Source organism: Methyloversatilis sp. NSM2, assembly GCF_038066675.1.
Taxonomy (GTDB): Bacteria; Pseudomonadota; Gammaproteobacteria; order Burkholderiales; family Rhodocyclaceae; genus Methyloversatilis; species Methyloversatilis discipulorum_A.
In genome coordinates this window covers 118,837-130,096 of sequence record NZ_JBBUKV010000017.1, presented here as the reverse complement: position 1 = coordinate 130,096, position 11,260 = coordinate 118,837, and the positions used below count along the sequence as shown (strand labels likewise).

At 67.8% G+C, this 11,260-nt stretch carries 11 protein-coding genes; 10 read left to right on the top strand and 1 reads right to left on the bottom strand.

Annotation, left to right across the window (positions count from 1 at the left end):
• Positions 1-2 precede the first annotated feature (2 nt).
• Genes WJU27_RS19515 through WJU27_RS19505 form a run of 3 tightly spaced genes read left to right on the top strand, consistent with a single transcriptional unit; the run spans position 3 to position 2,449 of the window.
• Positions 3-647 (top strand): class I SAM-dependent methyltransferase, encoded by a 645-nt coding sequence (locus tag WJU27_RS19515; protein ID WP_020165863.1) that lies wholly within the window; start codon positions 3-5, stop codon positions 645-647.
• A gap of 6 nt (positions 648-653) precedes the next feature.
• Positions 654-1,496, top strand: coding sequence for a glycosyltransferase (locus tag WJU27_RS19510; protein WP_020165864.1), 843 nt, complete (start codon positions 654-656; stop codon positions 1,494-1,496).
• Complete coding sequence (locus WJU27_RS19505) at positions 1,493-2,449, top strand: glycosyltransferase family 2 protein (RefSeq protein ID WP_020165865.1); 957 nt, start codon at positions 1,493-1,495, stop codon at positions 2,447-2,449. The genes WJU27_RS19510 and WJU27_RS19505 overlap by 4 nt, the downstream gene beginning before the upstream one ends.
• A gap of 6 nt (positions 2,450-2,455) precedes the next feature.
• On the opposite strand, the gene WJU27_RS19500 is transcribed toward WJU27_RS19505, so the two are convergent.
• Positions 2,456-3,217, bottom strand: a complete 762-nt coding sequence (locus tag WJU27_RS19500) for a tetratricopeptide repeat protein (RefSeq protein ID WP_341423156.1) — start codon at positions 3,215-3,217, stop codon at positions 2,456-2,458.
• A 275-nt stretch (positions 3,218-3,492) separates the two neighbouring features.
• Between WJU27_RS19500 and WJU27_RS19495 the strand changes: the two genes are divergently transcribed.
• The 7 genes from WJU27_RS19495 (at position 3,493) to WJU27_RS19465 (ending at position 11,255) form a co-directional block, all read left to right on the top strand.
• A complete protein-coding gene (locus tag WJU27_RS19495) occupies positions 3,493-4,956 on the top strand; it encodes a lipopolysaccharide biosynthesis protein (protein ID WP_020165867.1) in 1,464 nt (487 codons plus the stop codon).
• On the top strand, positions 4,953-5,738 hold the full coding sequence (locus WJU27_RS19490) for a polysaccharide deacetylase family protein (protein ID WP_020165868.1): 786 nt from the start codon (positions 4,953-4,955) through the stop codon (positions 5,736-5,738). The genes WJU27_RS19495 and WJU27_RS19490 overlap by 4 nt, the downstream gene beginning before the upstream one ends.
• A gap of 6 nt (positions 5,739-5,744) precedes the next feature.
• Positions 5,745-7,295, top strand: coding sequence for an MBOAT family O-acyltransferase (locus WJU27_RS19485; RefSeq protein ID WP_296813247.1), 1,551 nt, complete (start codon positions 5,745-5,747; stop codon positions 7,293-7,295).
• A 5-nt stretch (positions 7,296-7,300) separates the two neighbouring features.
• Positions 7,301-8,365, top strand: a complete 1,065-nt coding sequence (locus WJU27_RS19480; protein ID WP_341423155.1) for a hypothetical protein — start codon at positions 7,301-7,303, stop codon at positions 8,363-8,365.
• A gap of 70 nt (positions 8,366-8,435) precedes the next feature.
• Positions 8,436-9,398 carry a glycosyltransferase family 2 protein gene (locus WJU27_RS19475; RefSeq protein WP_020165871.1) on the top strand — a complete coding sequence of 321 codons (963 nt, stop codon included), beginning with the start codon at positions 8,436-8,438 and terminating at the stop codon, positions 9,396-9,398.
• Complete coding sequence (locus WJU27_RS19470; RefSeq protein WP_341423154.1) at positions 9,395-10,339, top strand: glycosyltransferase; 945 nt, start codon at positions 9,395-9,397, stop codon at positions 10,337-10,339. The genes WJU27_RS19475 and WJU27_RS19470 overlap by 4 nt, the downstream gene beginning before the upstream one ends.
• 16 nt (positions 10,340-10,355) lie before the next feature.
• The gene (locus tag WJU27_RS19465; protein WP_341423153.1) at positions 10,356-11,255 is read left to right on the top strand and encodes a glycosyltransferase family 2 protein; all 900 of its coding nucleotides are present in this window, start codon (positions 10,356-10,358) and stop codon (positions 11,253-11,255) included.
• The last annotated feature ends 5 nt before the right edge of the window (positions 11,256-11,260 follow it).

Below are 11,260 nucleotides of genomic sequence, written 5' to 3'. Positions count from 1 at the left end.
CCGTGAGCGACATCCAGCGCTACCCCGATTCCCCGCGCAGCGAAATGCAGCGCTTCGTGCCCGCAGGCGCCCGCCGGCTGCTCGACGTCGGCTGCCACACCGGCGCCTTCGGCCACGCGCTGAAACAGGTACGCGACATCGAGGTATGGGGCATGGAGCCGGCCGCCGACGCCGCCGCGCTGGCAGCGACCCGGCTCGACCGGGTGCTCGCCGAGCCGATGGCGGCAGGCTGCGCTCTGCCGGACGCCCACTTCGACGCCATCGTGTTCAACGACGTGCTCGAGCACATGGAATCGCCGTGGCAGACGCTGGAACTGGCGCAGCGCTGGCTCACGCCGGACGGCGTCGTCATCATTTCGCTGCCCAATCTGCTGCACGTCGAGAACGTCGAGCACATGCTGTTCGAACGCGATTTCCGCTACGAAGGCCGCGGCGTGCGCGACCGCACCCATCTGCGTTTCTTCACCCGCAAGAGCGCGCTGCGCATGATCGAGGACTGCGGCTACCGGGTGGACACCGCAGTGGGCATCAACGAATCGTGGTGGTCGCCGTCACCGCTGCGCCGCCTCACCTTCCGCCTGTTCGACCGCTGGCTGGCCGAATTCAAGCCGCAGCAGTTCGCCTTCGTGGCGCGACCGCAACGCTGAGCTGCCATGGATGCGCCGTCGATCAGCGTCGTCATGCCGGTGTTCAACGGCGCAGCACATCTGGCCGAAGCCCTCGATTCGGTGCTCGCGCAGAGCCTGCCGGCGGCGCGCGTCGTCGTCGTCGATGACGGCTCGACCGATGGCAGCGCTGCGCTGCTGCAGCACTACGGCGACCGGATTACGCTGGTGTCGCAGACCAATCACGGCCAGGCGCACGCGCGTCGCACCGGCGCCGCCGCTGCCGGTGGCGAACTGATCGCCTTCATCGACCAGGACGACGTGTGGGATGCCGACAAGCTGGCGCGCCAGGTCGATCTGATGCAGCGCTTTCCGGAAGCGGGTGCCACCTACTGTGATCACCGGCGCATCGACGCCGACGGCAAGCTGCTGGCCGCCACCGGCTCGGGCTATGGCCTGCGCGGCAGCGGTCGCATCCTCGACGCACTGCTGCGCGGCAACTTCATCCTCAGTGCCTCGCTGGTGATGATCCGCCGCAGCGCCTACGAAGCAGCCGGCGGCTTCCTGCCGCAGCGCGGCTTCTGGGCCGACGACTACAGCCTGTGGCTGCGCACGGCCGCACACGCCCCCATCCTCTATCAGGCGGAAACGCTGGTGAGTTACCGCCAGCATGCGAACAACACCTCGGGCGACCGCTATGAGCAGGCGCGCGGCGACATCCAGGCGCTAGAGGAACTGTGCGCCCATCTGCGCGCAGCAGACATGACCGCGGCACTGCCGGCGGCCCGGCGCGCCCTGCGCGACGCCTGCATCGGCACCGCGATGCTGGCGCGACAGCGTGGCGAGTGGCGGCAGGCGCTGCGCCATCGCGTCGCCGCCTGGCGGACATGAGCGCGATCACGGACAGCGCCGCGCCGCTCGTGTCGGTGGTGATACCGACGCACAACCGGCCCGGACTGCTGCGCGAGGCGCTCGCCTCGATCGCCGCGCAGACCTGCACCGACTGGGAAGTGGTGGTGGTCGACGACGGCTCGACGCCGCCGATCGACGCCGCCGAGCTGGAAACCATCGTCGGCCCGCGGCTGCGCCTGGTCCGTCACGAACAGCCGCGCGGTGTCGCCGCCGCGCGCAACAGCGGCTTCGCAGCCGCCCGCGGCGAACTGATCGCGCAGCTCGACGACGACGACAGGCTGGCGCCGGAAGCCCTGTCCGCCGCCGCAGCGGCGCTGCGTGAAGCCGACGTGGCCTTCATCGGGGTGGACGCGTTCGGCGACGAGGCGGACGACGTCAATCTGCGACAGCGGAGTGCGACACGACGAGCACTGCGCCTCGCGAGCGCCCGCGCCGGAGACGACAGAGGTGTCATCACCTTTGATGGTCGCTTGTTTGCGTCGCTGCTGCTCGGCGTGCCGGCTTCGTTCCAGCACCCGGTGTTCCGGCGCACTGCACTGGATTCCATCAGCCCGATGGACAACGACCACTGGCCCGAATCGGCGTGGGCGATCGAGGCCGCTGCACGTGGGCTGCGCTGTGCGCTGGTCGATCAGCCGCTCTACCAGTGGCGGCGCGACGGTCAGAGCTATTTTTCACAGGCCGCGTTGGCCAGCCGCATGCACGAGCACGACGTAAAAATGAAACGCGCGCTGTTCGAGCGACTGCAGCCGGTGCTGCAAGCCGAACAGGGCCGGCTGCTCGGGCGCGCACTCGGCAATGCCCTGTTCGACCGCTGCTGGGCGACGCAGGGTGCCGCGCCCGGTTTCTGGCGAGATTTCATCCGTTCGCTGCGCCTGGCACCGCGGGCAGGCCATCTGGCGCTGCTGCTCAGGCGGCTGCGCGCCGACTGAGAACGCTTACTCGGCCGCTGCGGGCGCCGGCTCAGCCGCGGGAGCAGTCGCCGCGCCCGGCTCCGCCGCGGGCGCCGACTCGGCGGCCGGCGCCGCTTCCGGCGCCGCTTCCGGCGCCGCTGCGCCCTCTGCGGCCGGCGGCGCTTCCGCCGGCTTGGGCTTGGGAACGGACACCACCTCGACCGCCGCCGGCTTGATTCCGGCCGCACGCATCTCGGCGATGCGCAGGTCTATCTTCTTGTTCTCGCCGCAGTACTCACTCGCCTGCAGCAGCACCGACAGCGCATCCGACTTCTTGCCCGCCTGGTAGTACATGTCACTCATCGCGACCCAGGCGTCGACCAGCTTTGGATTGAGCTTGAGCGCCTCGTAGAACTTCTGCCGTGCAATGTCGTACTCCCCGCGGAGCTGGTGGCCGCGGCCGAGATTCACGTAGGCGTCCGGTCGCAGGTAGAAGGTTCTTTCCGTGCTGTCGACGATGTAGTTGAAGTTGCCGACCACCGCATTGGCCATGAACTCGCGCTGCTGCTTGTTGTTCAGATTGGCGTAAGCCAGATTCAGCGCCTTCAGGCCGAAACAGAAGTGGTGGATGTGCAGGTAGTTCTTCGGGCCCAGCCGCTGGGTCCAGTAATCCACCAGTTCCTTCGGCTCGCGTTCGATGCGTGCGCGACAGAACGGCGGATACAGCGCAAAGTCCTGCTCCGTCCAGTTGGTGGTCTCATTTCTGCGCGCTGAGACATCTGCAGCGAACACGAACAGCGGGAGCATCCAGACAAGGTGCCGCCAGCGACGGGAGTTTGGGGATCGCAGGATCGACGGAAGCATGCAAGGTCTCTCCGGTGGGTCACAAGGTCGAACAGTAGACCACGCGAAGCGCGGCGCGAACAGCGACGCAGCTAACGCTTGGCTTCAGACCGGCAACGCTGGCCTGCGCCACGGCGTGACAGGGTGTGCAAGGCATCGACTCCGTCTGATGCGATACTTTCGCGCTCACTCCCGCCGCAGAGGCGGATCTTCCGGAACCTGCCCCTTCATTCGCCCGCATGGCCGCCAGTCACAGCTTCAGACACAGCGTCGGTTGGCTCTTCCTGGGCAACACCAGCATCCAGATACTCACCTTCGCCTTCGGCATCGTGCTGGCGCGCCTGCTCGCGCCGGCCGAGTTCGGCATGCTGGTGACGATACAGGTGTTCACCGGCCTGGCCGGTTTCGTGTCGGGCGGCGGCATGGGTCAGGCGCTGGTGCGCGCCAAGGAGGCCACGAAGCACGACTACGACGTGGTGTTCACGCTGCAGCTGCTGATCGGCATAGCGATCTACGCGGTGTTCTTCTGCGCCGCGCCCTGGTTCGCCCGCTGGTACGACACACCGCTGTACGAGCAGCTGCTGCGCGTGTCGGCGCTCACCTTCATCACGCGGCCGCTGGTCAATCTGCCGAACAGCATTCTGCACCGTGAAATGCGCTTCAAGGCGCAAACCGTCGCCCGCGTGCTCACGCTGTTCGTGGCCAGCGGCACCAGCATCGGGCTGGCCTTTGCCGGCTGGAGCGTGTGGAGTCTGGTGCTCGGCGGGCTCGCCGGCTCCTTCACCAACGCGCTGGCGCTGTCGCTGATCGCGCGCTGGCGGCCGGGCCTGAGCTTCGAGTTTTCGCGCGGGCGCGAACTGGCACGCTACGGCTTCCTGGTGTCGGTGAACGACATCGTGGTCTATCTGCGCAACCAGGCGTCGAACTTCGTGCTCGGCCGCACGCTGGGCATGAGCGCGGTCGGTCTGTTCAACAAGTCCGACAGTCTGGTGCGCATGCCCAATATGTTCATCGTCGGCTCGGTCTACCAGGTGCTGTTCCGGGCACTGGCACGCGAACAGCACGACGACGCGAAATCGCGCCACATGTTCCTGCACAGCATCCGTCTGGTCGCCGTCTATGCGGCGCCCTTCTATGTGCTGCTGCACCTGTTGGCCGCTCCGATGATGAACGTGCTGTACGGTGCCCGCTGGATCGAAGCCGCCGGTCCGCTGTCGCTGCTGGCCATTGCCAGCCCCTTCCTGATGATCGCCAACCTGTGCGGGGCCGTGCTGGCCGCGCGCAACTGGCTGCACCGTGAACTGAAGGTGCAGATCGCGTTGCTGCTGCTGACCGGGGGCGCCACGCTGGCGGGCCTCGAGTACGGACTGAACGGCGTCGCGGCGGCGCTGATCGTGGTCGCCGCCTACAACGCGACGCATATGTACTGGCTGGCGTCGCGCTGCCTGGGCACCCGCTGGCGCGAACTGCTCGGCGCGCTGACGCCGGCGCTGCTGTTGGCCGCATTGATGGTCGCCGTCGCGTTGCCGGTCGAGCACTACGCGCAGAACCTGCCGGAACTGCTGCACCTGATCGTCGTCGGCGGCTGCAGCGCGGCCGTCTACGGGCTGTGTTTCCTGTTCCTGCCGATCGCAGCGCTTGCCGGCGAGCAGCAGAAGTGGAAGGCAAAGATTCCCTTCCTGCGTGCGGAGCCGCGCAAATGAGCGATCCGGTCTCGCGCCTGCTGCTGCGCCGGGCCGGTGGGCACGGCCCCGTCATGCTGATGTACCACTCGGTGGCTGCGGGAAGCGGCCGGCCGGACTGGCCGTGGGCGGCGTCCATGCAGCAGTTCCGCGCGCAGATGGACATCCTGCAGGCAGGTGGCTGGGCGACGCCGACCATGGGCGAACTGCTGGCCGAGCCATCGCGCTGGCAGGGCCGGGTCGCCGTCATCACCTTCGACGACGGCTATGCGGACAATCTGGCCGCCTTCGATCTGCTGCGCGAACGGCAGATGCGTGCCACCTGCTTCATCGTGACCGGTTCGATCGGCGAAGCGCCACGCTGGAGCTCGACGAACCGCCCTCCGCTGACACTGCTCGACCGCGCGCAATTGCGTGCCCTCGCGGAATCGGGCATCGAGATCGGCTCGCACACGGTGAATCACCTGCGCCTGCCGGCGCTCGACGACAACGCATTGGCGAACGAGCTGCGCGATTCACGCGCAGCGCTGGAAGACATCACCGGCGCGCAGGTGCGCAGCTTCGCCTACCCCTACGGCGCCTGGGACGCACGCTGTGCCGCAGCCGTACGCGACGCGGGTTATGCCGGCGCCTGCACCACGCGCACCGGCTGGGCGCTGCGCGACGGTGACCCCTACAGCCTGCGCCGCCTGACGCTGTACAACTCGGACAACAGCGGCAGCTTCATGCGCAAGCTGGCGGCCGGCACCAACGACGTAGGCTGGCCGGCGACGATGCGCCGGCTTCTGCATAGAAAAGGCTGAGCCGGGATGCTGTTCAACTCGTGGGAATTCCTGCTTGTATTCCTGCCGTTGAGCTTCTCCGGTTTCTTCCTGCTCGCTCGCGCGAACCGCCGCATCGCCGCCGGCTGGCTGTTCATCGCGTCGCTCGCCTTCTACGGCTGGTGGGAGCCAATACACGTCCTGCTGCTGCTCGCCTCGATCGCCTTCAATTTCACGGTCGGTTCCGCCATCTCGTCGGCGCATGCGGCCGGCGCGATGGCACGCGCAAAGCGTCTGCTGTGGCTGGGCATCGTCGCCGACCTGGCGCTGCTGGGCTGGTTCAAGTACGCGAACTTCGTCGTGAACAGCGCGAACGCGGTCGGTGACTTCGGCTGGCAGCTCGAACACGTCGTGCTGCCGCTGGGCGTGTCCTTCTTCACCTTCACCCAGATCGCCTTCCTGGTCGACGCCTTCCGCGGCGAAGTGAAGGAACGCAACCCCATCCACTACGGCCTGTTCGTGACCTGGTTTCCGCACCTGATCGCCGGGCCGGTACTGCATCACAAGGAAATGATGCCGCAGTTCGCCGCTGCGGCGACCTACCGCTTCAGCTGGGAGAACGTCGCCGTCGGCGGCACGATGTTCGTCATCGGGCTGTTCAAGAAAGTAGTGCTGGCCGACGGCGTTGCGGTGTACGTGGCGCCGGTTTTTTCGGCCGCCGGCAATGGCGTGCAGCCCGGCATCATCGAAGCCTGGTGCGGCGCACTGGCCTACACGCTGCAGCTCTACTTCGACTTCTCCGGCTACTCCGACATGGCGATCGGCCTGTCGCGCATGTTCGGCGTGCGCCTGCCGCTGAATTTCGATTCGCCCTACAAGGCGGCCAACATGATCGAGTTCTGGCGGCGCTGGCACATGACGCTGTCGCGCTTCCTGCGCGATTACCTGTACTTCGCGCTGGGCGGCAACCGGCGAGGGCCGCTGCGCCGCTACGTCAACCTGCTGCTCACCATGGTGCTGGGCGGTCTGTGGCATGGCGCCGGCTGGACCTTCGTCGTCTGGGGCGCGCTGCACGGGCTCTATCTGTGCGTGAACCACGGCTGGCGGGCACTGCGCGCGCGCCTGTCCTGCCGCCCGGCCGGCAGCGCTGAACGCCTCGCCGGCGCGGCACTCACCTTCGTCGCCGTGGTGCTGGCCTGGGTGTTCTTCCGCGCCAGCGACTTCGATGCCGCCTGGCGGATGATGGCCGCGATGCGCGGCGAGGCAGCCTTGCAGGTGCCCGCCAACTGGCCGCTGGCCTGGCAGCTGACCGCCGCGCTGAAGGCAATCGGACTGAGCGCGACACAGGGCGTGCCGGTGACTGCCTTCGATCCGTCCGGTCACGCGCCGTTCTGGATCGCCGGCCTGCTCGCCATCGTCTGGCTGGCGCCCAATTCACAGCAGATCATGGCGCGCTTCGAGCCCGCGCTCGAACACGCACAGGCATCGAGGATCGCCTGGCGGCCGACCCGGCTGACGGCAATCTGCGCCGGCTGCGCCTTCGGCTTCGCGCTGCTGCACCTGAATCGCGTCAGCGAATTTCTCTACTTCCAGTTCTGACGCGCATGAGCCGACCGCTGATTTCCTTCCGCCGCTACATGGCCCTGACGGCACTCAGCGCGGCGGCAGTCTGCGCCATCGCCTTCGCCATCAATGCGGCGGTCGACCCGCTGTGGCATTTCGGCGGCAACCGCTTCACTGGCGTCAATCCGCATTTCAACGAACGCCTGTCCAAGATCAACCTGCTGCAGCGCCGGATGGCCGATTACGACTGCCTGATCTTCGGCAGCTCACGCGGCACGCTGATGCCGGGTGACGCCTTCGCGCCGCACCGCTGCTTCAACCTGTCCTTCGCGAGCGGGCAGATCGAGGAATTCATCGCCTACGCCGACTACCTGCGCCATCTCGGCATGCGGCCGAAGCTCGTCGTGGTCGGCGTCGATGGCTTCAACTTCCTGCGCGAAGGGCGTGATCCGCCGTCGATTCCCGATTTCGTCCGCGAACTGCGCGCGCCGCCCGGCGTGCTGGCCGACTACCTGTCGGCCGGCAGCCTCGCGCTGTCCTGGCAGGCGCTGACACAGCCCGGCACGCCGCGCTACTACGACCGCAATTTCGACTGCGTCATCCGCGCCGATGCCCCCGCCTTCGACCCGGCGCGCTTCCGCAGCGCGGAAGGCCTGCAGCGCAACGACGCCCGGCGCCGCCAGTCGATTCCGTTCGACAGCGCCAACTCGCGCCTGTACGGCGAACTGGCGAAGCGCTTTCCGGACGCCCGCGTGCTCGCCTACGTGCCGCCGGTCAGCGCCTGGCGCATCGACGAAATGGAGCGCAACGGCCTGCTCGACGGCTATCTCGACGCGCTGTACGCGACCGCCGGGCACTTCCCGCGCCTGATCGACTTTTCGCTGCCCGGCGAGCGGACAGCCCGCACCGACAACACCTACGACGGCTCGCACTACGCGGTAGCGGTGAACCGCGACATGGCCGCACAACTGATGTCGGAGGGGGCGCCCGCCTGGGGCGTCGAGGTCACCGGCACGGGCCGTGACGTATACCAGCGCCGTTATCGGCAAGCGCTGCTAGCATTCCGGGACGCTCAAGAGTTTCGCGCATCCGCCCACCTACCGTGACCACCGCCGTCCGACCGTCCCTCGCCCCTTCCGCAACCCTGCCGCCTTCAGCCCAGCGGAGCAGCGCGGCGTGACGCCTGCCATCTCCATCGTCATGCCGTGCTACAACGGCGCCCGTCACCTCGCCCAGAGCGTGGCCAGCGTTCAGGCGCAGACGCGCGGCGACTGGGAACTGATCATCGTCGACGATGGCTCGCGCGACGACTCCTGGCAGGTCATGCAGGCGCTGGCCAACGCTGACCCGCGCATCGTGCCGCTGCAACAGACGAACGCCGGCGCCGCCGCCGCGCGCAATACCGGGCTGGCGCGGGCACGCGGTCGCCTGCTGGCCTTCCTCGACTCGGACGACACCTGGCACCCGGAATTCCTCGAACGCATGTCGGCCGCGCTGGCCGGCCGCGAAGACGAAGCACTCGCCTACTGCGGCTGGCAGAACATCGGCGTCGGCCGCGAGGGCAGCAAGCCCTTCGTGCCGCCCGACTACGAGACACCGGACAAGGTCGAAGCACTGCTCGGCGGCTGCCGCTGGCCCATCCATGGCGCCATGCTCGGCATGGCGGCGATACGCCGCCACGGCGCCTTCGACACCGCGCTCAGTTCGTGCATGGATTACGACCTGTGGCTGCGGCTGGGCAGCGTGCTGCCTCTGGTGCGTGTCCCCGAGGTGCTGGCCTTCTACCACTTCCACGACGGCGAGCAGATCACCAAGAACCGCTCGCGCATCGCCTTCAACCACCTGCGCGCGCAGCGCAAGTTTCTCGCCGCCAACCCGGACATTGCCGACCGTCTGGGCCGGCACAAGGTACGCGACATCACCGACGGCGAACTGCTGCACCGCGCCTACACCAGCTACTGGAAGGGCGACCTGCTGACCGCGCGTCCACTGTTCCGCGCCGTCATGAAGAGCGGCTATGGCGGCGCAAAGGACTGGCTCTACATGTTGCCCGCCCTGCTGCCGCTGCCGCTGCACCGCCTGTTGCTGAACACCCGGCGCCGCCCGAATGCGGCAGATACCCGGAGCAAGTCGTCATGATCAGTTTCGCCTTCTGTACCTACAACCGCTCGGACCGGCTGGAGGCGCTGGTTGCCGCGATGCGCGCGCAGCAGTGTGCCGAGCCGTTCGAAATCCTCGTCATCAACAACAACAGCAGCGACGACACGCTGGCCGTGCTCGAACGTCTGGCCGCCCAGCCGGGCGTGCCGCTGCGCTACGTGACCGAATCGACCCAGGGCATCGTGCCAGCGCGCAACCGCGGCCTGGCCGAAGCGATGGACAGTGACATCCTGATCTACGTGGACGACGACGAACTGCCGCATCCCGGGCTGGTCGAGGCGGCGCGGCACGCCATCCGCGAAGAAGGCGCCCACTGCGCCGGCGGCCGCGTCGAGGTGAGCTTCGCGCCGGGCCAGCGCCCGCGCTGGCTGGAGAACAATCTGCTCGGCTTCCTCGCCGAGGTGAATCACGGCCCGGATGCGTTCTGGATCAAGGACGACACGACGCCGGTGTGGACCGCCAACGTCGCCTACGACATGCGCATCTTCCGCGACGACCCGACCCTGCGCTTCGACAAGCGCTTCGACCGCGTCGGCAACGTGATAGGCGGCGGATCCGACGCGGTCATGTTCCGCGCCCTGCTCGAACGCAAGCTGAAGCTGCGCTATCGGCCGGACATGGTGGTCGACCATTTCGTCGAAACATGGCGCCTGAAACGCAGCTACTTCCTGCGTCTGCATTACCGCGGCGGCCTGCGCTTCGGCGAACACCGGATGGAACGCGCGCCGAAGGAACTGTTCGGGGTACCGCCCTTCCTGCTGCGGCAGCTGCTGTCGCACACGGCACGCTGGCTGCGCATGTGGGTGACCGCTCAACCCGGCGCACTGCGCCAGGGCATGAACGCGGCGCACACCTTCGGCATGCTGCGCGGCTACCGCCGCCGCGGCCGCAGCGGCGCGCCGCAAGGCAGCGCCGCCTGAGGCTTCGCGCTGCGCAATGCCGTCACTGACCATACTGATCTGCACGCATAACCGCCGCACGCTGCTGGCAAAGGCGCTGGCTTCGCTCGACGCGGCACGCCGGCCAGCGGGCTGGACGGTGCGCATCATGGTCATGGCAAACGCCTGCAGCGACGACACGCTGGCCTGGCTGGCAACGCGCCAGCACGGCCTGCCACTGCTCGCCGACCGCGAGCCAACGCCAGGCAAGTCGCACGCGCTGAACCGCGCGCTGACACGCATCGACAGCGACTGCATCGCCTTCGTCGACGACGACCACCGCGTCGATGCAGGCTATATCGAGGCGGTGTGCGCGGCGTTCGACCGCCATCCGGATGCCGCCCTGCTGTGCGGCCGCATCCTGCCCGACTGGGACGGCAGCGAGCCGGCATGGGCACGCGATACCGGGCCCTACCGCGTCTATCCGCTGCCGGTGCCGCGCTTCGATCTCGGCGACGAAGGCATGGAAGTACCGGTTGGCAGGGCGGTGCCCGGCGGCGGCAATCTGGCGGTGCGAACCGAGTGGGCGACCCGCATCGGCCGCTTCTCGACCGAACTGGGCCCGCAAGGACACGACCTCGGTGGCGCCGAGGACTTCGACTGGGTGACCCGCGGGCTGGCGATGGGCGCACGTCTCGTGTACGTACCCGACATGATCCAGTACCACTATGTCGATGGCGCGCGACTGCGCACCGGCTATGTCGTGCGCAAGGCCTTCATCCGCTCGTCGTCGGTCGCCCACGTCGAAGGCATCCGGCCGGCCGCCTACATGCTGCGCAAGGCGCTGGGCTATCTCGGCGCACTGGCGACCTCGCTGTCGTCCGACCGCCGCCGTCACTATCTCGTGCGTCTGGCCGCCTCGCTCGGCGAGTTGCACGGCGCGCTGAAGAATCGCTGAACGGA

Bases quoted from the DNA above. Each gene is read 5' to 3' on its own strand.
- WJU27_RS19510 (WP_020165864.1), top strand. From the start codon at position 654: ATGGATGCGCCGTCGATCAGCGTCGTCATGCCGGTGTTCAACGGCGCA.
- WJU27_RS19505 (WP_020165865.1), top strand. From the start codon at position 1,493: ATGAGCGCGATCACGGACAGCGCCGCGCCGCTCGTGTCGGTGGTGATA.
- WJU27_RS19500 (WP_341423156.1), bottom strand. From the start codon at position 3,217: ATGCTCCCGCTGTTCGTGTTCGCTGCAGATGTCTCAGCGCGCAGAAAT.
- WJU27_RS19495 (WP_020165867.1), top strand. From the start codon at position 3,493: ATGGCCGCCAGTCACAGCTTCAGACACAGCGTCGGTTGGCTCTTCCTG.
- WJU27_RS19490 (WP_020165868.1), top strand. From the start codon at position 4,953: ATGAGCGATCCGGTCTCGCGCCTGCTGCTGCGCCGGGCCGGTGGGCAC.
- WJU27_RS19485 (WP_296813247.1), top strand. From the start codon at position 5,745: ATGCTGTTCAACTCGTGGGAATTCCTGCTTGTATTCCTGCCGTTGAGC.
- WJU27_RS19480 (WP_341423155.1), top strand. From the start codon at position 7,301: ATGAGCCGACCGCTGATTTCCTTCCGCCGCTACATGGCCCTGACGGCA.
- WJU27_RS19470 (WP_341423154.1), top strand. From the start codon at position 9,395: ATGATCAGTTTCGCCTTCTGTACCTACAACCGCTCGGACCGGCTGGAG.
- WJU27_RS19465 (WP_341423153.1), top strand. From the start codon at position 10,356: ATGCCGTCACTGACCATACTGATCTGCACGCATAACCGCCGCACGCTG.